15 protein-coding genes and 1 pseudogene are annotated in these 21586 nt (G+C 58.1%); 12 read left to right on the top strand and 4 right to left on the bottom strand.

Annotated elements, in window-relative coordinates; genetic code table 11:
• Positions 1-76 precede the first annotated feature (76 nt).
• Genes ACXRVY_RS03525 through drmB form a run of 5 tightly spaced genes read left to right on the top strand, consistent with a single transcriptional unit; the run spans position 77 to position 9770 of the window.
• The gene (locus ACXRVY_RS03525; RefSeq protein ID WP_457266320.1) at positions 77-856 is read left to right on the top strand and encodes a hypothetical protein; all 780 of its coding nucleotides are present in this window, start codon (positions 77-79) and stop codon (positions 854-856) included.
• Complete coding sequence (locus tag ACXRVY_RS03520) at positions 857-2458, top strand: hypothetical protein (protein ID WP_457266319.1); 1602 nt, start codon at positions 857-859, stop codon at positions 2456-2458.
• A complete protein-coding gene (locus ACXRVY_RS03515; RefSeq protein ID WP_457266318.1) occupies positions 2458-4179 on the top strand; it encodes an NERD domain-containing protein in 1722 nt (573 codons plus the stop codon). The genes ACXRVY_RS03520 and ACXRVY_RS03515 overlap by 1 nt, the downstream gene beginning before the upstream one ends.
• Complete coding sequence (locus tag ACXRVY_RS03510; RefSeq protein ID WP_457266317.1) at positions 4172-7858, top strand: helicase-related protein; 3687 nt, start codon at positions 4172-4174, stop codon at positions 7856-7858. The genes ACXRVY_RS03515 and ACXRVY_RS03510 overlap by 8 nt, the downstream gene beginning before the upstream one ends.
• Complete coding sequence (gene drmB / locus ACXRVY_RS03505; protein WP_458237024.1) at positions 7848-9770, top strand: DrmB family protein; 1923 nt, start codon at positions 7848-7850, stop codon at positions 9768-9770. The genes ACXRVY_RS03510 and drmB overlap by 11 nt, the downstream gene beginning before the upstream one ends.
• A 33-nt stretch (positions 9771-9803) precedes the next feature.
• On the opposite strand, the gene ACXRVY_RS03500 is transcribed toward drmB, so the two are convergent.
• From ACXRVY_RS03500 to ACXRVY_RS03485, 4 genes and pseudogenes are all read right to left on the bottom strand, one after another.
• Positions 9804-9953, bottom strand: coding sequence for a hypothetical protein (locus ACXRVY_RS03500; RefSeq protein ID WP_457266326.1), 150 nt, complete (start codon positions 9951-9953; stop codon positions 9804-9806).
• A 149-nt stretch (positions 9954-10102) separates the two neighbouring features.
• Positions 10103-11350 (bottom strand): annotated as a pseudogene (locus ACXRVY_RS03495) (ribonucleotide-diphosphate reductase subunit beta).
• 525 nt (positions 11351-11875) lie between these two features.
• Complete coding sequence (locus ACXRVY_RS03490) at positions 11876-12151, bottom strand: hypothetical protein (protein WP_457266315.1); 276 nt, start codon at positions 12149-12151, stop codon at positions 11876-11878.
• Positions 12152-12341: 190 nt separating this feature from the next.
• Positions 12342-12605: a DUF2790 domain-containing protein gene (locus ACXRVY_RS03485; RefSeq protein ID WP_457266314.1), complete on the bottom strand. Its 264-nt coding sequence runs from the start codon at positions 12603-12605 to the stop codon at positions 12342-12344.
• A 475-nt stretch (positions 12606-13080) separates the two neighbouring features.
• Between ACXRVY_RS03485 and acs the strand changes: the two genes are divergently transcribed.
• From acs to ACXRVY_RS03450, 7 genes are all read left to right on the top strand, one after another.
• Positions 13081-15036 (top strand): acetate--CoA ligase, encoded by a 1956-nt coding sequence (gene acs / locus ACXRVY_RS03480; protein WP_458237023.1) that lies wholly within the window; start codon positions 13081-13083, stop codon positions 15034-15036.
• A gap of 704 nt (positions 15037-15740) precedes the next feature.
• Positions 15741-16517: an ABC transporter substrate-binding protein gene (locus ACXRVY_RS03475; protein WP_457266312.1), complete on the top strand. Its 777-nt coding sequence runs from the start codon at positions 15741-15743 to the stop codon at positions 16515-16517.
• A gap of 91 nt (positions 16518-16608) precedes the next feature.
• Positions 16609-17298 (top strand): ABC transporter permease, encoded by a 690-nt coding sequence (locus ACXRVY_RS03470; protein WP_015096506.1) that lies wholly within the window; start codon positions 16609-16611, stop codon positions 17296-17298.
• A complete protein-coding gene (locus ACXRVY_RS03465) occupies positions 17295-17993 on the top strand; it encodes an ABC transporter permease (protein ID WP_223459303.1) in 699 nt (232 codons plus the stop codon). The genes ACXRVY_RS03470 and ACXRVY_RS03465 overlap by 4 nt, the downstream gene beginning before the upstream one ends.
• A gap of 37 nt (positions 17994-18030) precedes the next feature.
• Positions 18031-18795: an ABC transporter ATP-binding protein gene (locus tag ACXRVY_RS03460; RefSeq protein WP_458237022.1), complete on the top strand. Its 765-nt coding sequence runs from the start codon at positions 18031-18033 to the stop codon at positions 18793-18795.
• Between the two features lie 159 nt (positions 18796-18954).
• Complete coding sequence (gene argR / locus ACXRVY_RS03455; protein ID WP_223459301.1) at positions 18955-19935, top strand: transcriptional regulator ArgR; 981 nt, start codon at positions 18955-18957, stop codon at positions 19933-19935.
• Positions 19936-20277: 342 nt separating this feature from the next.
• Positions 20278-21498 (top strand): aspartate aminotransferase family protein, encoded by a 1221-nt coding sequence (locus tag ACXRVY_RS03450; protein ID WP_223459299.1) that lies wholly within the window; start codon positions 20278-20280, stop codon positions 21496-21498.
• The last annotated feature ends 88 nt before the right edge of the window (positions 21499-21586 follow it).

Below are 21586 nucleotides of genomic sequence, written 5' to 3'. Positions count from 1 at the left end.
GAGCGATCTTGAGCGTGCTACAGCAAACCATGTCGATACACACTTTGACCTTCTTCTGCGAAGGTGCCATGAGCGCATGGCCGCACTGAGGCGCGGCGACTCCACCGGGCTGCCCTCGTGGGATGTGCGCAATGTCGTCGAGAATAGCTGCTGGCGGTTTGCTTCTGACAATGAGAGCCCCGATGAAATTGTGATCGAGGACAGCACGCACCAGCGGCTTATCAAGCGTGGTAGAAAACTCACTCCCAATCCGAACGGACCATGCCGCCGTTACATCAGGCGAGAAAGTGCTCTCGGCTGGCAGCTACACAATCTTCCGTTGCCACAGATAAGTCCCGGCGGATCAGCTCTGGAACTGTCGATTTATAGTGCTCTGCCTGGTTGCAACGGGCCGATCCTTGAAGACAACCTGTGCCGCTCCTATGACGGTCTGGTGCTGGTCGGGCAGGGCGCCGGCCGCGACACAACCTATATGCAAAAGTATTATGCCGTGGGTTTCGCGTCCGATAATTCTCGGCTGCCACTGGGCGAGCTATTGACCCTGCATTCCAAGGAAAGGAAGTACATACAGCGTCTTGGCTTTCTAAATGAGCATGCTCCAGATAATTCCGGACACGAGGCTTGGCTTGTTGTTGCCGATGGCGTTCCTGCGCTGCTCGCTGCGGAGAGACTATTTCCCGCCAGCGACATTATCGGTGTCTGCAACCGCGATGTCGCTATCGAAGCTACCGATCAGCTTAGAGACTGGCTGAACGGAATCATCCGCTACTACATCGATATATACACCGAAAACTGTCTGCCTAGCGTACTGCCAGAAGGCATGTTGCTGCGCGTGCTGCAACGGAAGGCAACCTAAATGACGTACGTCTCGACGACCGAACGCATGAGTTTCTTGGCAGACAACCCTCCAGTTCAGGAGCTCCATGTGTGCGAGTCGCAGCTGTTTTCTGCGATTCGTAGTCATTTGCGGGCGCTGTTTGACGCCATATATTCGCCAGAAGGCGATGTGCGACAAAATGAACCCGCACTGGCGCTGCGAATGGAGATGATGAAATGGCTGACATCGCCATTGATACCGAACACCGATCTTCTCTTGGATTTTGGTTTGACCAATGAACTTCACACTCGCCACAGGTGGGGCGAGGCCGCTGTGCGCGAAGTTATGGCGCTGAAAGATCTAATCAGGTGCTACCACGAAGAAGACTCGGTGCTGAATAAGGAGTTCGTGCAGGTATTTTGCAACCTTACAGAGACGTTTGGTCAGGACCGGCTCAAAATTTGGTGCCACCGTAATGAGCGTGATCTTTTCCGCGCGTTGTTCGAGGGGCTGACCGAGCTTGAAGATCATGCGTTCATTTGCTCGCTTGCCGAATATCGCAGCTGTCCGCCAGTCGATGCGCTGATCAGGTTCGGGCCGCTGCGCACCCACGGAATGGCAAAAACACCGGAGGCACTGATCACTTCACCGGTTTACCGCAGGTTGGTCAGGTTTGTCTGGAAAGGGCTGACAGATGAGGAAGGGTTCGCGGCCGATCCTTTGGTCCCGGAACACAACTGGCTGACAACCATGCGGTCCGTGAGGCACAGCGTCACCGACAGCGCTAGGGTAGGTGCATCCCTGCCGGTGGAGGAGCCAGTCGACGACATTGTTTTCTTTGCCGGGACCAAGGGCACCGATCGAGGCATGCATCGCTGTGTGCTGGTGGAATTGCCCAGTGATTGCGGGGTTCTGCTACGGCCCGGAACAAGCCAGCTGATTTTTTCCCCTCTTCGTAATGACTGCGACGCAATCGCCTACCGCCATATCATTGACGTGGAAGAGGGCGATTACCTACTGATCCACGACGCTGATGCGGATTTTGGGGAGATCAGTGTTGACGCCGCCAAAGCGCCACTGGCGGCCGTCTGGAAAAAGGCGCTGGCCGACCTGTACAAACGACAGTCGGGCTTATGTGTCCAGAAAATGAGGGATGCTGGCATTTCACTGCGCCATCTTCACCGCGCGGCAGAGAGCTGGATGTCGCTGAATGGCAGCGTGATTCACGCGCCTCAACGCCGTGATCATTTTCAGGCGCTRCTTACCTGTGTGATTGATCCGGAACTCATCCCTCCACGGAGCCACAATGGACAAACGGTTCCAGGCTGGCGTCTGGCTTGGGCCGAAGTGGCGGCCTCACGGTCGACAGCAGTCGAGCACGGTGTCATGGAGTCCGCCATCGTCAATGAACAGCTCATTGTGGAGTTGCGCAAAGAGCTCGGCCATCTGCGGGAAATGATTTCGCCCGATGTGGGTTACCACCACTTGTTGACTCCGGAGAGCGGGCTGGCTGGTAGTGTGAGGTTTGATCCGGTCATCAGCATTGCACTAGGCTTTGCCGCACCACCGGAGGAGTTTGGTAAGCCGATGAAGCTGCTGGTCGCGGAACAGTATCGATGTGAATCAGGAGATGCGCTGTAATGCACATGATCCCCGTTTTCATCGATGAGTCTGCTCCGTTAGGTGAAATAGACGTGTTCCGCAAGCTGGAAAGCTCGGGACACGACTGGATCGTGATTCACTCACTCGATCTTGCTCCATACAACAATTATCGTCGCACCGAGATCGACTTTGTCATTCTGATTCCCGACGTCGGTATTCTCTGCGTTGAGGTAAAATCGCATCGTGAAATCGGGTTCGACGGCAGCCGCTGGTATCCAGACAGCGTCACTAAGTCGCCATTTCGCCAGGCACAGGATGCGCGATTCGCGCTTCGTCGTCGTTTAGTGGGCCGGCTATTCGCGTTTGCGCATGTGCCGGTCATTCATTGCTGCATTTTCCCGCGAGCGGACTTCGCCGTTCCGGTGAATGTTTCCATTCAGTCGTTCGAAGTGATGGATCGCCGCCGGTTTGCCGGATGCGGTACCGGCGAGGCATTCTGCGACGCACTCAAGCGTATGGCACAGCTGGCCATCGGCGCCGATCCACAGATCTCCCCGCTGAAGGTGCTGTTGTCGGCATTTCATCGTGACGAGTTTATCAATTTCTGTTTTCCGATCCGCAAGCGCCGACCCGAAAAAGCTGCCGAAATACTCCATCGCGAGGCGGAGCTCGAGAAGCTACTGCGCGAGCAGCAGCGGCCGGTTCTCAGGTTGACGGACAACAACCCTCGAGTTCTGGTGGAAGGGGGAGCAGGGACAGGAAAATCCCTGATAGGCATTGAGGTCGCCCGGCGCAAGGCCGCCCAAGGGCTTCGCGTCGGTTATCTATGTTTCAACCGGTTGATCGGCAACTGGGCCGCTCGTGAGTTAGCGGCCGATCACCACCCCGATCTGATCGGCGGCTCCGCATTCAGCGTATTGATGTCGTTGACCGGGATTGCCCCCCCGAATGATCCAGATGCCGATTTCTGGGCGCAGCTTCCGCTGCTGATTCAGGACCGTCTGACTGATCCAGCTTGCGCTCATGATGCGCGATTTGACTATCTGGTGATTGATGAGGCGCAGGATATTCTCGCGCGGCCCGACCTTCTGGACTGTGTCCGCCTGCTGATCGACGGAGATCTGATCGGTGGCAGTTATCTGATGCTGGGTGACTTTCGAAATCAGGTGCTAACAGGAGCTGACGAACTCGAGGCGAATCTTGTCGAAGTGCGGCATCAAGCCGCCCGTTGGCTGCTCACGGAAAACTGTCGGAACTACAAGTCCATCGGGCAAGTTGCAATGACCCTGTCGATGGCTGACCGGAGCACGTATTCAGGCTATATGCGTCAGGGAGGTGGCCTGCAGACGTGGGATCTGACCATGTACGAAGACGCGAAGGATCAGGTCCGTAAAATTAGCGAGTGCATTGACTTGGCCCTGGACAGTGGTTTCCGCGATGAGGAGATAACGGTGCTGAGTTTCGGTGCAGAACAAAAATCGGTGCTGCCTCTGCTGTGGGAACAGTCTCAACGACGCTTTGTTTCCGCGGCGCAGTTCGAAGCCAAGGGGATCCGGTGGTCCACTGTTTCTGCTTACAAGGGCCTTGAGAACAAGGTCATCATTATTGCCGACGTGATGCCGTCCGACAGCGGATTCAACCGCCATCGTTTTTACACAGGCATTACCCGTGCGATAGAGCGGCTTTACATCCTCTGTCACGCTTCAGGTAAGTCACAGTTGGTCGAATGGGTGGCCTTTGCGGGGAAGGATAATGAATAGGGAACGTTCTGCCGAGATCGAATTTCTGCGCGGTGAACTGGTGGGACCTGCGCGACCTTTGGATACTGTTCGCCCTGGCGCCACAGTGGTCCTCGATGCACAAGGCTGTTTTCAGGCACCGGCGGATTTCGGCGGGACGCTGTACTGGCCCCCTGAGGGCATTGGAATCCAGCAGGAAATCGTGCACTACCGCGGCGAAACGCCGCTGCAGCGTTATGGCGCGGGACTGTTGCACCCGCGCAACTATGTGCGCGGGACGGTAATCGACGAACCCGCGAATGCTTCGCAAGGTGCGGAAGAATCTACCAGCGATGCAGCGGTTGAAACCGCACAGGCGGTTGTTTCCGAATCAGAGGGGCGGGTGTTGCCGGAAGCAGGAGCCAAAAGCTTCGATACTACGCCAGTGGGGGAGGATGACGATTTCGAAGTCGCCAGCGCTGACATGTTTCAACCCTCGGTCATGGGCATCAGTTTTTGTCTTGAGGAAGCGCCGGGCGACATTGTGGTGGCGCTGCCTCCTCAGAAAAGATTCTTCTGGCAGCTGCCGGATGCGACACCGTTCCAGATCAATGGCTGTTACGAGCAATGCACCAAGATCGTTCGCCCGGAAGGAGGCTGTGAGCAGCGTTACGATGCTTGGCGGCGTGTTCCGGCGACCACCATGGAAACGAGCGAGCGGTTTGTGCTCGCCGAGTTGCAGCATGGCGTTCCTGTATTCAGAAAGCTGGACCTGCCGCGTGGACTGACCCTGCAGATCCAGCTGTTTCCCCGGCGCATGCATGGCAAGTGGGTCATTACCTGTGTACTGCGGAACCTGCAGGATGCAAACCTCCTGAATACGCAGCATGAGCGCATCCGCAGTGTGCTCTTCCAAGCGTATTTCGAAGTGCGCGTCCAGGGCGGTGCGAGATTCAGCCGCTACCCCGAAGGCGTCAGGCCGTTCGAGCAGTTCGATGAGGATGAGCAGACCCTCGCGCTACTCTACCGCGATGCGGCCACCTGGGCGATCGGACATGGCTGTGCGGCTGGCTGGGAGGGGGTGGATGGCGACACGCCGGAAGTGATTTTCGCGGATGTGATGCCGGCCGTGGAACTCCCTAGCATGACGCCCGACATCAGGGGCCTCGATGGCCAGTTGATCACCCTGTCGATGCGCGAACTCGCCGGGTTGCCTTCCTTCGCTGAGGGCGGGGCGGGCTGGCAGACACTCACCCATCTCGTAGACGAGTACGCGGCGTGGATTGCGGCAAGGGAACAGGAGCGCGCAGGGCTGAATGCACATTATCAGGATGTAGCCGAGCGCCATCTTGATGACTGCCGGAAGTGTCTGACGCGTATCCGGCGTGGGATTGCCATCCTGCAGAAGGATGAAACTGCGCTGGAAGCGTTCCGGTTGGCGAATCAGGGCATGCTGCTGCAGCAGATCGCGTCCAAGCAGATCGAGCGTCGCCCCCTCAGCCGTCTTGAAGGTTACGTCGCGGCCGAGGAACTGCCGCCAGGCAAGCCGCGCACCGCTTGGGATGTTTGGGCCGCAGGTACGGAAAGGCCCAATGTCGGACGCTGGCGCGCATTCCAGGCGGCCTTCCTGCTGATGAGCATCGCCGGGCTTGTCGACGGGTATTCTGACGACCGAGAAATCGTCGACCTGATCTGGTTTCCCACCGGAGGTGGCAAGACAGAGGCCTATCTCGCGGTTGCCGCCTTCTACATGTTCCACCAGCGCCTGATTGCACGCCCCGAGGATACACTGCGCCGCGATGGCACCAATGTTTTCATGCGCTATACCCTGCGCATGCTGACCACGCAGCAGTTCCAGCGGGCGGCCAGTCTGATTTGCGCCATGGAGCAGATCCGTGTGCGCCTGCGTGCTGAAAGCGCGCGGCTCAAGCTCGGGGAAAGGCGCTTCTCGCTGGGGTTGTGGATTGGAGGCGATGGCTCGCCGAACACCTGGGATGGCGCCCGTGCCAAGATCAGGGAGTACAGCCGGGGTGAGGTGGAGGGGAATCCGTTGGTGCTCACAGAATGCCCTTGGTGCCGCAGCACGATCGGGCGCTTGAAGTCTGATCGGCCCGCCCGCTATGCAAGTCGCAACGAGAACAACCTTGCCGGACTGGCCGAGTCCAATAAGCGCCCTTATCTCAAGTGCTCCGACACCCGCTGCTCGTATGGTGGCGAGCACGACAGTCTTCCCGTCGAAGTGATCGACCAGTCCTTCTACGAGACTCCGCCCTCCATGTTCATCGGCACGGCGGATAAGTTCGCAATGATTGCATGGAAACCGAAAGCCGGCGCGCTGTTCGGTTTCCATCATGGGACCGCCGGTGCAGTCACGCGTATCAGCCAACCGCCTGGCCTGATCATCCAGGATGAATTCCACCTGATCTCGGGTCCGCTGGGCACGATCTACGGACTGTATGAAGGCGTGATCGAAAGGTTTTGCAGCGCGGAGGACCGTACAGGTCTAATCCGGCCCAAGATCATTGCGTCAACGGCCACCATCCGTGGCGCGACGGAGCAGGTGCGGGCCGTTTATGCCCGCGAAGGGCTGCAGCTGTTTCCCAGCCCCGGACTGCATATGGGCGATTCGTTTTTCGGCTGTTACGCGAAGGAGGGCGACCGGCTTGCCGAAGGGCGCCTGTACCTCGGTATTCATGCCAGCGGTTACCGGTCTTTCCTGACCACTCAGGTCCGGACGTTCTCGGCGGCGCTGTTCAGGGCCTGGATGTTCGATGACATCGACAAGGATGCGTGGTGGACCTTGCTGGCGTTCTATAACAGCCTTCGTGAACTCGGTGGTGCCCGGACACTGTTCGACTCGGACATTGCGTCGCGCCTGAAGGACTACTCGCTCCGCTATGGCTTCAAGGGAAGCGAGCAACGCTATCTCAATACGGTCGAGGAGCTGACTAGCCGTCGTGGTCAGGCGGAACTGGTGCAGTTGATGGACAGGCTGGCACTGGACTGGAACGAAAAGGGCTCCATCGACGCCTGCCTGGCTTCCAACATTATCGAGGTAGGGGTCGACATCGACAGGCTGGCTCTGATGGCCGTCGTCGGCCAGCCGAAGTCGACCGCGCAGTACATTCAGGTTACGGGCCGTGTCGGGCGGCGGGAGGATCGGCCGGGGTTGATCCTGAGCATGTACAACCCGGCCAAGAGCCGCGACCGCTCGCATTTCGAGCAGTTTCATAGTTACCACCGGCGATTGTACGAGCGTGTCGAGCCGACATCGGCAACCCCTTATTCGGTCGAGGCGGTGGAGCGTGCCCTCGCCGGGGTTCTGCTCGTCTGGGCCCGGCAGTGTCATGACGCCGAATCGCCCGGGGAAGCATTCGGCAGCTATGACTCCCATCTCCAGGTGGCGCTTGGCCTGCTCCTTAAACGCTGTAAGGTCATTATGGAAAAACAGCCTGATGAAGCGGACCGTGTATGTACGGCTATGAAGACGGTTTTTGACAGGCTGCGTAAGAAGTGGCGTGGCAATCCGCAGCAGTGGTGGGAATACCCACAGAAGACGGAAGGCGAGTATCTGATGCTGCAGTCGGGCGAATACGCCACGAAAGAGCAGAAGCAAAACGGGGAACGAGTCCTAAGCAGCATGCGCAACGTTGACGGCAATGCCCGCACGGCGATCAGCAGTCACTATTTCGGAGAGGAGCAGACCGACCATGGCCAGTGAGATTCGTCTGGGACAGCTGATCGCACCTTTTGGTCCTGGGAGCATATATACCGACAAGAACGGCGTTCCGAACATCATCTGCGGACTGGATTTCTGGTACAAGAAGTCGAGTGACCGGGTTCAGTGGCAGGTGGGGGAAGAGGCCTTGCGCAAACATGTCATCGACGAACCAAGGCTTTCCGCTCTTCTGGATGTCCCGCATTTCCGTCAGCCGCCGCAGTATTGCGTCGACGAGCAAAACCCTGACCTTTCGCATCTGGAGGTGCAGACGCACCGATTTCCGACTTGGTATGTCAATAGCGTCACCAAAAAGTTGCGCAGGTTCAACCTGAACACAGAGAAGCTGGCACTGCTGGAAAAGGGCAAAGGCAGGTGGAGGCCGGTTCGATTCATCAGCGTCTGCGCTCATGGCCACATCGCGGACTTTCCTTGGAAGCATTGGTGTGGTTGTGTCTGCCCAAGCGACGAAGGCTTGGTCCTGAATGACTCCGGCGGCCCTGATCTCCGGTCTCTGAAAGTCACCTGTCAGACCTGCAAGAAATCACAAACGCTGGGTGGCGCTATGTTCATGGAACGCGATACTGCAACTGACAAGATTACTGCTTCGGGTCTTGCGAGAGCAGGCATTGATTGTGGTGGCGAGCGCCCGTGGCTTGGGAGGGCGACGGAAGCTTGTGACGAACACCCGGTGGCTGTGCTGATCAACCAGTCAAATATCTACTTTGGTAAGACCATTTCCTCAATCTATCTGCCTGATCTTGCCAGTGAGCGGGAAATTGTCGACATGCAGGAGATACTGGGGCAGCAGGATCTGGACCTGTCAGGCGTAAAAGTCTTCCTCAAGATAGGCCTGCGCAGCGATGCCTTGCAGAAGCTTCGGGCCATTCTGCAACCTCATTACACCACGCTGCCCGATGACGACTCCATCATGAAGGCCTTCGAAGCACTCGGCCGTGGGGACAAAGCGTCTTCGACTACTTCCCAGCCAATGATGGAGGATTCGAAGAGTCTTGCGTTCAGGCGGGCCGAGTACAATGTCATCCGGCAGGAGGTCGGTCCGGGCAAGAGTAGTGAGCTGCGTGTCATGCCCAGCCGGATTCCCCCAGCGTTCACGTCGTGGCTGAGTGCGGTCAACCTAGTGGAACGATTACGTGAAACAAGGGTGTTTTATGGGTTCGAGCGTCTGGTGCGATCGAAAAATCCGCTCGGTGACATTCCTTCAGCTATGCGCCAGCTTTTCCTGCATACGCCAGAGCCCGAGTACCAGTGGCTGCCCGCCATCAAGAATTACGGCGAAGGGTTGTTTGTCGAACTGCGCGAGGAAGAGATTGGCGGCTGGCTCGACAAGAACTCCGCATGGCTGCAGGACAGGCTCGACCAAGAGTTTGTGGACCGCATGGCCAATGAGACGTGGCTCCTGCCCCCTCACCAGAGCCGCTGCATGTGGCAATGGGCTGCTCGTTACCTTTTGGTTCACACTCTTGCCCACATTCTCATCAATCAGCTGGTTTTCGAGTGCGGTTATTCCTCCGCTTCATTGAAAGAGCGCATTTTTGTCTCAAATGATGAGGGGGCGCCCATGGCTGCCTTTCTCATTTATACGGCTGCAGGCGATTCGGAGGGTAGCCTTGGCGGGCTGGTCCGCCTCGGTCGTCCGGAGATGTTCGAGCCGATGGTACGCCGGGCCGTCTCGCGTGCGTCCTGGTGTTCCGCGGATCCTGTGTGTTCAGAAGATCTGGGAGGCAATGGTTCGAGGCGCGTGAATAAGGCTGCCTGCCACGCCTGTGTGCTGCTTCCGGAGACTGCATGCGAGACTATCAACAGTGGGCTAGACCGCGCGATGATCGTGGGGACACCACAGGCACCGCAAGCTGGATTCCTGTCTGATCTGATTCAAGGATTCGCTATCTGACAAAGTTTTTTACGAGTGAACCAGATGGACTTCTCAAAAGGTGCAAGTCTGGATATAGGCGTTTCGCCCGTTTGCTGTTTGGTCATAGAGGTCTCTGTCCTTGCCTTTTTCGACCTGATCGACGACCGACAATTTAAAAGTCAGCTCGTAATCGCGCTGACTGCGTTTTGCGCCTGTATCCATTGCGCCTTCCTGATAAGAAGCCAGAAGGTGTAAGCCTTATTCAGGACGAGACAATGGTCACAAAAAAGCCCTGAACACGTTCAGGGCTTTTCGATTTTTCCAATCTGCCGATTCAGATCACGACCGGCAGACCATGGCTCGTTCTGGAGTCAATCCCAGCTCAAAGCCCCACCAGTCTGATACTCAATAACCCGCGTCTCAAAGAAATTCTTCTCTTTCTTCAAGTCCATGATCTCGCTCATCCAAGGGAACGGGTTAGTCGTCCCCGGATACTCTTCCTTCAACCCAATCTGCGACAGACGACGGTTAGCGATGAACTTCAGGTAGTCCTCCATCATCGCCGCATTCATGCCCAATACCCCACGAGGCATGGTGTCACGTGCGTATTCAATCTCCAGCTGAGTACCTTGCAGAATCATCTGCGAAGCTTCTTCCTTCATCTCGGCATCCCACAAATGCGGGTTTTCGATTTTGATCTGGTTGATCACGTCGATGCCGAAGTTCAGGTGCATGGATTCGTCGCGCAGGATGTATTGGAACTGCTCGGCGACGCCGGTCATTTTGTTGCGGCGGCCCATGGAGAGGATCTGGGTGAAGCCGCAGTAGAAGAAGATGCCTTCCAGAACGCAGTAGTAGGCGATCAGGTTGCGCAGCAGTTCTTTGTCGGTTTCGACGGTGCCGGTTTCGAACTTCGGATCGGAGATCGAACGGGTGTATTTCAGGCCCCAGGTGGCTTTTTTCGCGACCGATGGGATCTCRTGGTACATGTTGAAGATTTCGCCTTCATCCATGGCCAGGGATTCGATGCAGTACTGGTAGGCGTGGGTGTGGATCGCCTCTTCGAAGGCCTGGCGCAGGATGTACTGGCGGCATTCCGGGTTGGTGATCAGGCGGTATACGGCCAGGACCAGGTTGTTGGCAACCAGGGAGTCGGCGGTGGAGAAGAAGCCGAGGTTGCGCATCACGATGCGGCGCTCGTCGTCGGTCAGGCCTTCCGGGTTTTTCCAGAGGGCGATGTCGGCGGTCATGTTGACTTATTGCGGCATCCAGTGGTTTGCGCAGCCGTCCAGGTACTTCTGCCAGGCCCAGTCATATTTGAATGGCACGAGCTGGTTGAGGTCGGCGCGGCAGTTGATCATGCGCTTTTCGTCAACGGCGACACGGGCGGAGGCGCCTTCGAGTTCGGCGAGGCCTTCGGCGACGTCGAGGGAATCCAGGGCAGCCTTGGCGCGGGCCACGGCGGCGGAGTCAGAAGCGGTCACGGCACGGGCTTCCAGAGCGGCGGCACCGCCGGCGCTGTCGAGACGGTCCATGTTGGCTTCGGTGGCGTGGCCGGCGTTGGCGCTCTTGACTGCTACTTCCGTGTCTTCTTTGTCGAATTCGTCCCAGCTCAGCATGACGTGTCGTCTCCTGCGTGAGGGCCAGTGTGCCCGTGTGAAAATGGATAGTTGGTTTTTCACACGGCCTTACTGGCCGCGTTGGATCTAAAGGAATCGTTTTTTGCAGCAGCTATACGCAGGCATCAAACAGAATTTTGTACGGGTTCCGAGAGCCACTGATGGGCGCAGCAAGCGTTGATCGCTTGTGCGGGGCTTCAGACTGGCTTTTCGTCCCTGTAAGGGAATATTGCAGTCCCGTTTAAGGCCGCATTATAGGGAAGTTTTGCGTGCTGTGGGGCGGGGAAATGGCTCACGGATCGGTCGACGGGGGCCGTATTTCGGTCGGAGCGAGGGTTTACAGGGCTTTGAAGGATGTTGGCGGGGGAAGATTTTTTTTCCTGAATTTTTGCCCTGGATTATTTTTGCTCAAGAAATGACCAAAAAAGGCTTTTTTCACTACATCTTGTGTTTCGGTGGGGTTTTCTCAGGCTCCAGACACAACTAAGCCCGACCGAAGTCGGGCTGTGAAGTCACGCTGGCGGATCAGCTCAGGCGAGCGGCACCAATGTGGTCGGCACCATCGGCGGCGAGGCGGGCGGCGCCAGTGCGGTCAGCGCCGTCGGATGCGAGTTTGCCGGCGCCAATGTGGTCTGCGCCATCGGCTGCGAAGGACGCGGAACCGGTGTGGTCGTAACCGTCGGAAGCGACAGCGGCTTCAGTGGTGTAAGCAGCCGAGCCGGTGCGGTCGTAACCATCGGCGGCGAAGGTGTTGGCAGCCAGGACGGAGAGGGTCAGGGCGAGGATCAGTTGGGTTTTCATGGTCATTGCTCCAGATTCGTGGGCGTTGTTTGTCTTGGGTTGCAGTTGATACTACGCCGACTATTTCGATTAAAAAGCGCAAATAAATGCTTAAAACAATCGAATTAATCGATCATAAAGGTTCGGCGCTTCATCTGCCTGATCGAGGCGGGTGGGTCGAACCTTATTGGGGGAGGGGTGAAGCGGGGGATCAGCCGTTAGAGCAACCGTTGCCCATCGCGCTGTAACGCAGGATATGCCGTTGACCGTTGGAGTCTTCGTATTCCATTTTCATTGGCACAACTTCACAAATATTCGGTGCTTCGCTCATGGAGATCACTTTGGCGATGTCCAGATTCATCGAGTAAGTGTATTCCTCAACGGGCGGTTGTTGCTGCGCGACATCAGTCGGGACCTCGCCGGCCATGGCGGTTACGCACACGCTGCCGAGGGCCAGAACCAATAAAGCTTTCATTTAATATTTACCTTTTAGAGGTCGAGAGGGGGCACGCAATCCTTTTGGGATTGCGTGTGGAGCTTCAGTACCTGGGTGTTCGATTAACTGCCTTCGTGGGGGCTGTAACTTGGTTAATCAGGTTGCCTTGTTGGCGTGGCAGATTTTAGGCGTGGGCGCTTCGTCCATATAGCCGTGGATTTGATAAACACTTTTGACGGATCCTGTAACAATCCCTGAATAGCCTCTTCTTTTGTAGGAGCGAGCTTGCTCGCGATGAGCCAGAGAGCACCGCGGGGTGTCAGGTTGGGCGCGTTATCGTTGACGACCATCGCGAGCAGGCTCGCTCCTACAGGAACCGCGGTGGCAATGGCTTTATAGGAATTTTCACGACATTTTGTAGGGGCTTGTTACTACCATCGTCGAATGGTTCTATAGGCCCGGCCCGGCTAAAACGTGGTCATACAAAAACAACTATTCCACCGAGGTAAGAAAGATGAGTGCGGCTTCCCTGTATCCCGTTCGTCCCGAGGTTCTGGCTAACACGCTGACCGACGAGGCGACCTACAAGGCGATGTACCAGCAGTCGGTCGTCAACCCCGACGGCTTCTGGCGCGAGCAAGCCAAGCGCCTCGACTGGATCAAGCCTTTCACCACGGTGAAGCAGACTTCTTTCGACGATCACCATGTCGACATCAAGTGGTTCGCCGACGGCACCCTGAACGTTTCCTACAATTGCCTCGACCGTCATCTGGCCGAGCGCGGCGATCAGGTCGCGATCATCTGGGAGGGCGATGACCCTGCCGAAAGCCGCCACATCACTTACCGCGAACTGCACGAGCAAGTCTGCAAGTTCGCCAACGCCCTGCGTGGCCAGGACGTGCATCGCGGCGACGTGGTGACTATCTATATGCCGATGATCCCCGAAGCCGTGGTCGCCATGCTGGCCTGTACCCGGATCGGCGCGATTCACTCGGTGGTGTTCGGCGGATTCTCGCCGGAAGCCCTGGCCGGTCGCATCATCGACTGCAAATCCAAAGTGGTGATCACCGCCGACGAAGGCATTCGTGCCGGCAAGAAGATCCCACTCAAGGCCAACGTCGACGACGCGCTGACCAACCCGGAAACCAGCAGCATCCAGAAAGTCATCGTGTGCCAGCGCACCGGTGGCGACATCAAGTGGAACCAGCATCGCGACATCTGGTTCGAGGACCTGATGAAAGTGGCCGGCACCGTGTGTGCGCCGAAAGAGATGGGCGCCGAAGAAGCGCTGTTCATCCTTTACACCTCCGGCTCCACCGGCAAGCCCAAGGGCGTGCAGCACACCACCGGCGGCTACCTGCTGTACGCGGCCATGACCCACGAGCGCGTGTTCGACTACCGCCCGGGTGAAGTCTACTGGTGCACCGCCGACGTCGGCTGGGTCACCGGCCACAGTTATATCGTCTACGGCCCGCTGGCCAACGGCGCGACCACGCTGTTGTTCGAAGGCGTGCCGAACTACCCGGACATCACCCGGGTGTCGAAGATCGTCGACAAGCACAAGGTCAACATCCTCTACACCRCACCGACCGCGATCCGCGCGATGATGGCCTCGGGCACCGCCGCCGTTGAAGGCGCCGATGGCAGCAGCCTGCGCCTGTTGGGTTCGGTGGGCGAGCCGATCAACCCGGAAGCCTGGGACTGGTACTACAAGAATGTCGGCAAGTCCCGTTGCCCGATCGTCGACACCTGGTGGCAGACCGAAACCGGCGGCAACATGATGAGCCCGCTGCCGGGTGCTCATGCCCTCAAGCCAGGCTCTGCGGCGCGTCCGTTCTTCGGCGTGGTGCCGGCGCTGGTGGATAACCTGGGCAACATCGTCGAGGGCGAGGCCGAGGGTAACCTGGTGATTCTCGATTCGTGGCCAGGCCAGGCGCGTACGTTGTTTGGCGACCATGACCGTTTCGTTGATACCTACTTCAAGACTTTCCGCGGCATGTACTTCACCGGTGACGGCGCCCGTCGCGATGCCGATGGTTACTACTGGATCACCGGTCGCGTGGACGACGTGCTCAACGTGTCCGGCCACCGCATGGGTACCGCCGAGATAGAAAGCGCGATGGTCGCGCACCCGAAAGTCGCCGAAGCGGCGGTGGTCGGTGTGCCGCACGACATCAAGGGGCAGGGCATCTATGTGTATGTCACCCTTAAAAACGGTGAAGAGCCGAACGAGCAGTTGCGCCTGGAACTGAAAAACTGGGTGCGCAAGGAGATCGGTCCGATTGCTTCGCCGGATGTGATCCAGTGGGCGCCGGGGCTGCCGAAGACCCGTTCGGGCAAGATCATGCGGCGGATTCTGCGCAAGATTGCCACGGCCGAATATGACGGGTTGGGGGATATCTCTACCTTGGCTGATCCGAGTGTGGTGCAGCATTTGATTGATACGCACAGGACCATGAATGTCGCGTAAGCGGCGGTTCTGAGTCACTAAAAGCCCCATCAGGTGTTGAGCCTGGTGGGGCTTTTTTGTGCCTGAGGTTTTTGTGTTGGCTGGGCTGGCCTCATCGCGAGCAGGCTCGCTCCTACAGGGGATCTGTGGTGAATGCGGTATTTGCGTTCGACACAAAACCATTGTGGGAGCGAGCTTGCTCGCGATAGCGGTTTAGCAGGCGCTACAGCAACATCTACCAATAATTATCGGGATACTCTGTCGGCATTTTCCTACTGTTACCTGCGTTCTTTCAGGTTACTGAATGTGTAACCGTATTGCCCCGACACGGGGTGATGGGAAACGCACAGCACTGTTTTAGAGCTCTGGAAAGCCGCCCGAAAAATAAGACCCAACGCTGCGCTTGCCGGATTAGAAGGGTTTGCCAATAATAGGCCCGCAATTTGCAATACAGATCGGTTCAATGTCTTTTGCTCTTGCATGATTTTGCAGGGCTGTCAACGCGCTAAAACGGCTTTCTCGGTGCTTCTGTAATTAGTTGTCGCATTGAAGAAATATCGGCCTCGGGCCTGTCGTTAGAATGCCGATCACTCGCTCGTCGTTGCTCGTGTTGAATTTCAACACCCGCTTCCCAGGACGCAGCAACTGCTTTGCGGTTCCACTCACTCGCATATTGGGCTGTCGCTCACTCTGCCGTTTTTGCCCTTTACCGATGGAGTCCCAAGATGAAGAAACTCGTGCTGCTTGGCGCCCTGGCACTGTCCGTGCTGTCCTTGCCAACCTTCGCCGATGAAAAACCTCTGAAAATCGGTATCGAAGCGGCTTACCCTCCATTCGCCTCGAAAGCGCCGGACGGCAGCATCGTTGGTTTCGACTACGACATCGGCAACGCGTTGTGCGAAGAGATGAAGGCCAAGTGCGTCTGGGTCGAGCAAGAGTTCGACGGCCTGATCCCGGCACTGAAAGTGCGCAAGATCGACGCGATCCTGTCGTCCATGTCGATCACTGAAGATCGCAAGAAGTCCGTGGACTTCACCAACAAGTACTACAACACCCCGGCTCGCCTGGTCATGAAGGCCGGTACTCAGGTCAGCGAAGGCCTGACCGAGCTCAAGGGCAAGAACATCGGCGTGCAGCGTGGTTCGATCCACGAGCGTTTCGCCCGCGAAGTCCTGGCTCCGCTGGGTGCCGAGATCAAGCCTTACGGTTCGCAGAACGAAATTTACCTCGACGTGGCCGCCGGCCGCCTCGACGGCACCGTGGCAGACGCGACCTTGCTGGATGACGGTTTCCTGAAAACCGACGCCGGTAAAGGTTTCGCGTTCGTCGGCCCTGCGTTCACCGACGTCAAGTACTTCGGCGACGGCGTAGGCATCGCGGTGCGCAAGGGCGACAAGGCTGAGCTGGACAAGCTCAACGCCGCCATCTTGGCCATTCGCGAGAATGGCAAATACAAGCAAATCCAGGACAAGTACTTCGCCTTCGATATCTACGGCAAGTAACACGTCCCGGCGACAAGTCTGAAATGGCGCAAGCAACAGGATCTCTGAGGTTTGCGCCATTTTTTCATCCCAACTTTCGAGKACCTGAATCATGTTGAAAGGCTACGGGGCTGTCATCCTCGATGGCGCTTGGCTGACGCTTCAGCTCGCCTTGTCGTCCATGGCCATGGCCATCGTTCTGGGCCTGATCGGCGTGGCACTGCGTCTGTCGCCGGTGCGCTGGCTGGCCTGGCTGGGCGACCTGTATTCCACGGTGATCCGTGGTATTCCCGACCTGGTGCTGATCCTGCTGATTTTCTACGGCGGCCAGGATCTGCTCAACCGCGTCGCACCGCTGCTCGGCTTTGACGAGTACATCGACCTGAACCCGTTGGCCGCCGGTATCGGCACCCTGGGCTTCATTTTCGGTGCGTACCTGTCGGAAACCTTCCGTGGTGCCTTCATGGCGATCCCCAAAGGTCAGGCCGAAGCCGGCATGGCCTACGGCATGAGCAGTTTCCAGGTGTTCTTCCGGGTGTTGGTGCCGCAGATGATTCGTCTGGCGATTCCGGGTTTCACCAACAACTGGCTGGTATTGACCAAGGCTACCGCGCTGATTTCGGTGGTGGGTCTGCAAGACATGATGTTCAAGGCCAAGCAGGCGGCGGATGCCACCCGCGAGCCTTTCACCTTCTTCCTCGCAGTGGCGGCGATGTACCTGGTGATCACCAGTGTGTCGTTGCTGGCATTGCGTCACCTTGAGAAGCGCTACTCGGTAGGCGTAAGGGCGGCTGATCTATGATCTTCGACTACAACGTCATTTGGCAGGCCTTGCCGCTGTACCTCGGCGGCCTGGTGACTACCCTCAAACTGCTCGCGCTGTCGCTGTTCTTCGGCCTGCTGTGCGCCTTGCCGCTGGGCTTGATGCGCGTCTCGAAGAACGCGACCGTCAACATGTCGGCCTGGCTCTACACCTATGTGATCCGCGGCACGCCGATGCTGGTGCAGCTGTTTTTGATCTACTACGGTCTGGCGCAGTTCGAAGCGGTGCGTGAAAGCTTCCTCTGGCCGTGGCTGTCCAGCGCAACGTTTTGTGCGTGCCTGGCGTTCGCGATCAACACCAGCGCCTACACCGCCGAAATCATCGCCGGCAGCCTGCGCGCCACGCCGAACGGCGAGATCGAAGCGGCCAAGGCCATGGGCATGTCGCGGGTCAAGATGTACAAGCGCATCCTGCTGCCGTCGGCCCTGCGCCGCGCGCTGCCGCAGTACAGCAACGAAGTGATCATGATGCTGCAGACCACCAGTCTGGCGTCCATCGTGACCCTGATCGATATCACCGGTGCCGCGCGCACGGTCAACGCCCAGTTCTACCTGCCGTTCGAGGCGTACATCACCGCCGGTGTGTTCTACCTGTGCCTGACCTTCATCCTGGTGAAGCTGTTCAAGATGGCCGAGCGCCGCTGGCTGGGCTACCTGGCCCCGCGCAAGCATTGAATATCACTGACTGACTGTTTTTGTGAGAACCGACAGCATGTACAAACTTGAAGTCCAAGACCTGCATAAACGCTATGGCAGTCACGAAGTGCTCAAGGGCGTGTCCCTGRAAGCGRMAGCCGGCGAYGTSATCAGCATCATCGGYTCCAGTGGYTCCGGYAAAAGYACSTTCCTGCGCTGCATCAACCTGCTGGAGCAGCCGCACGCGGGCAAGATCCTGCTCAACRRCGAASAGCTCAAGCTGGTGGCGAATAAGGACGGCGCGCTGAAGGCGGCCGACCCGAAACAGCTGCAACGCATGCGTTCGCGCCTGTCGATGGTGTTCCAGCATTTCAACCTGTGGTCGCACATGACCGCGCTGGAAAACATCATGGAGGCGCCGGTGCATGTACTTGGCATGTCCAAGGCCGAAGCACGCGAGAAAGCCGAGCACTACCTGAACAAGGTGGGCGTGGCTCATCGCAAGGATGCTTACCCAGGCCACATGTCCGGCGGCGAGCAACAGCGCGTGGCGATTGCCCGGGCGCTGGCGATGGAACCCGAGGTGATGCTGTTCGACGAACCGACCTCGGCCCTCGACCCGGAGCTGGTTGGCGACGTGTTGAAAGTCATGCAGGCCCTGGCTCAGGAAGGCCGGACCATGGTCGTGGTGACCCACGAAATGGGCTTTGCCCGTGAAGTGTCGAACCAGTTGGTGTTCCTGCACAAAGGCGTGGTCGAAGAAAGCGGCAACCCGCGCGAAGTGCTGGTGAACCCGCAATCGGAGCGTTTGCAGCAATTCCTGTCCGGCAGCTTGAAATAATCAGGACYGCCGTTGTGCACAGGGATAGTGCATGCTTCGCAGCCTGGAGGCTGGCCCCGATCCCCTGTGGGAGCTGTGCTGGTTTTGAGATTTGCGTTCATTTACGGGCTAGCATTGGCCCATGCCTTCATCACTGTTCTGCGCTTCGGATTGCCCACCATGACTGCCCATCGAATTGGTTTCCTGATTTGGCCCAGCACTAAAGCACTGACGCTTACGCTGGCTGAGGAGGCCTTGCGTGTTGCCCAGCGTGTGCATCCGGACGTGGTTTACGAACTGTCATTCCTGCAGGCCGAACCGCCGACCGAAGGCGAATGGCAGTTGCCGGGTGAAGCGTGGACCGGCAAGCTCGAAAATTTCCAGAAGCTGTTCCTGCTCGCTGATGAGCCACCGACCGCACTGGCGCCAGCGCTCAGCAGTGCGCTTAAACAGCTGGTGCGTGCCGGCTGTGTGATCGGCGGTCTTTCAGCCGGTGTTTATCCATTGGCGCAATTGGGCTTGCTCGACGGTTATCGCGCGGCCGTGCATTGGCGCTGGCAGGACGATTTCGCCGAGCGCTTTCCGAAAGTCATCGCCACCAGTCACCTGTTCGACTGGGATCGCGATCGCCTGACGGCGTGCGGCGGCCTGTCGGTGCTCGACTTGTTGCTGGCAGTGCTGGCCCGCGACCATGGTGCGGAACTGGCCGGTGCGGTGTCCGAAGAGCTGGTGGTCGAGCGCATTCGCGAAGGTGGTGAACGCCAGCGCATTCCGTTGCAGAACCGCCTCGGTTCCAGCCATCCGAAGCTCACACAAGCCGTGTTGCTCATGGAAGCCAACATTGAAGAGCCGCTGACCACCGACGAAATCGCCCAGCACGTGTGCGTGTCCCGTCGACAGCTGGAGCGCATCTTCAAGCAATACCTCAACCGTGTGCCGAGCCAGTACTACCTGGAACTGCGCCTGAACAAGGCCCGGCAGATGTTGATGCAAACCAGCAAGTCGATCATCCAGATCGGCCTGTCCTGTGGCTTCTCCTCGGGGCCGCACTTCTCCAGCGCCTATCGCAATTTCTTCGGCGCCACGCCGCGGGAAGATCGCAATCAGCGGCGTAGCAGTAGCCCGTTCGAATTGTCGTCGGTGCCGGCCGAACGTAGCTAGTTGGCTGTAGGAGCGAGCCTGCTCGCGATGGATTCAAGAGCGCCGCGTTTAACCAGTAAACACGCGTTATCGTTAACGACCATCGCGAGCAAGCTCGCTCCTACAGGGGAAGGTGGGCGAGCGGTAGATTTTTATCAGCACCGGCTAACTGCCTATAAACCGCCGCGCCAGTTAAACTGCGCCTTTGCGACCCTATATGTCGCATTGCCGTAAACCCGGGAAAATCCGGGGTTTGCGCTATAAGAAGTTGTCGCTTGGCGGCAAGGCCGGGCTGAAAACTGTCCTTACAATCCCCTCATCGCTCGCCAGTTTCAGGCGAGTGTTCCTTTTCAGGAGACTCCGATGTCCGTTGAGCACGCTGCGGTACAACGCGCCGATTTCGACCAGGTAATGGTTCCCAACTACGCGCCTGCCGCATTCATTCCTGTGCGTGGCGCCGGTTCCCGCGTCTGGGACCAGTCCGGTCGCGAGCTGATCGACTTCGCCGGCGGGATTGCCGTAAACGTATTGGGCCACGCGCATCCAGCGCTGGTCGGCGCGTTGACCGAGCAGGCGAACAAGCTGTGGCACGTGTCCAACGTGTTCACCAATGAGCCGGCCCTGCGCCTGGCCCATAAGCTGATCGACGCCACGTTTGCCGACCGTGCCTTCTTCTGCAACTCCGGCGCCGAAGCCAACGAGGCCGCTTTCAAGTTGGCTCGTCGTGTCGGTCATGACCGATTCGGCAGCGAGAAGTACGAGATCATCGCCGCGCTCAACAGCTTCCACGGCCGTACTCTGTTCACCGTGAACGTTGGTGGCCAGTCGAAGTATTCCGATGGCTTCGGTCCAAAAATCACTGGTATCACCCACGTGCCGTACAACGATCTGGCCGCGCTGAAAGCCGCCATTTCCGACAAGACTTGCGCCGTGGTGCTGGAGCCGATCCAGGGCGAAAGCGGTGTGATCCCGGCTGAACTGGAATACCTGCAAGGTGCCCGCGAACTCTGCACCGCGCACAACGCGCTGCTGATTTTCGACGAAGTGCAAACCGGCATGGGCCGTACCGGCCATCTGTTCGCCTACCAGCATTACGGCGTGATCCCGGACATCCTGACCAGCGCCAAGAGCCTGGGCGGTGGTTTCCCGATCGCGGCGATGCTGACCACCGAAGACCTGGCCAAGCACCTGGTCGTCGGCACCCACGGCACCACTTACGGCGGCAACCCGCTGGCGTGTGCTGTCGCGGAAGCGGTGATCGATGTGATCAACACCCCGCAAGTACTGGCCGGCGTCAACGCCAAGCACGACAAGTTCAAGGCCCGCCTTGAGCAGATCGGCGAGAAATACGGGCTGTTCACCAAGGTCCGCGGCATGGGCCTGTTGATCGGCTGTGTGCTGAGCGATGCCTGGAAAGGCAAGGCCAAGGACATCTTCAACGCCGCTGAGCAAGAAGGCCTGATGGTTCTGCAAGCCGGCCCGGACGTGGTGCGTTTCGCCCCAAGCCTGGTGGTGGAAGATGCCGATATCGATGCCGGCCTGGACCGCTTCGAACGTGCCGCAGCAAAACTGACGCAAGCCTGATAGACCCTTCGACGCCTGACCTTTCAGGCGTCGAACCCAATTTTTGTTCCTGAGGGGCTTTTCTGTAGGAGCGAGCCTGCTCGCGATG

The organism is Pseudomonas sp. P5_A2_2 (genome assembly GCF_054177685.1).
This window is presented reverse-complemented; position numbering and strand designations above follow the sequence as displayed.

Coding starts and splice junctions, on each gene's coding strand:
- ACXRVY_RS03485 (WP_457266314.1), bottom strand. CDS start 12,605: ATGAAAGCTTTATTGGTTCTGGCCCTCGGCAGCGTGTGCGTAACCGCC.
- ACXRVY_RS03465 (WP_223459303.1), top strand. CDS start 17,295: ATGATCTTCGACTACAACGTCATTTGGCAGGCCTTGCCGCTGTACCTC.
- ACXRVY_RS03470 (WP_015096506.1), top strand. CDS start 16,609: ATGTTGAAAGGCTACGGGGCTGTCATCCTCGATGGCGCTTGGCTGACG.
- ACXRVY_RS03515 (WP_457266318.1), top strand. CDS start 2,458: ATGCACATGATCCCCGTTTTCATCGATGAGTCTGCTCCGTTAGGTGAA.
- drmB (WP_458237024.1), top strand. CDS start 7,848: ATGGCCAGTGAGATTCGTCTGGGACAGCTGATCGCACCTTTTGGTCCT.
- ACXRVY_RS03475 (WP_457266312.1), top strand. CDS start 15,741: ATGAAGAAACTCGTGCTGCTTGGCGCCCTGGCACTGTCCGTGCTGTCC.
- ACXRVY_RS03450 (WP_223459299.1), top strand. CDS start 20,278: ATGTCCGTTGAGCACGCTGCGGTACAACGCGCCGATTTCGACCAGGTA.
- ACXRVY_RS03525 (WP_457266320.1), top strand. CDS start 77: ATGGCCGCACTGAGGCGCGGCGACTCCACCGGGCTGCCCTCGTGGGAT.
- ACXRVY_RS03500 (WP_457266326.1), bottom strand. CDS start 9,953: ATGGATACAGGCGCAAAACGCAGTCAGCGCGATTACGAGCTGACTTTT.
- ACXRVY_RS03510 (WP_457266317.1), top strand. CDS start 4,172: ATGAATAGGGAACGTTCTGCCGAGATCGAATTTCTGCGCGGTGAACTG.
- ACXRVY_RS03490 (WP_457266315.1), bottom strand. CDS start 12,151: ATGAAAACCCAACTGATCCTCGCCCTGACCCTCTCCGTCCTGGCTGCC.
- argR (WP_223459301.1), top strand. CDS start 18,955: ATGACTGCCCATCGAATTGGTTTCCTGATTTGGCCCAGCACTAAAGCA.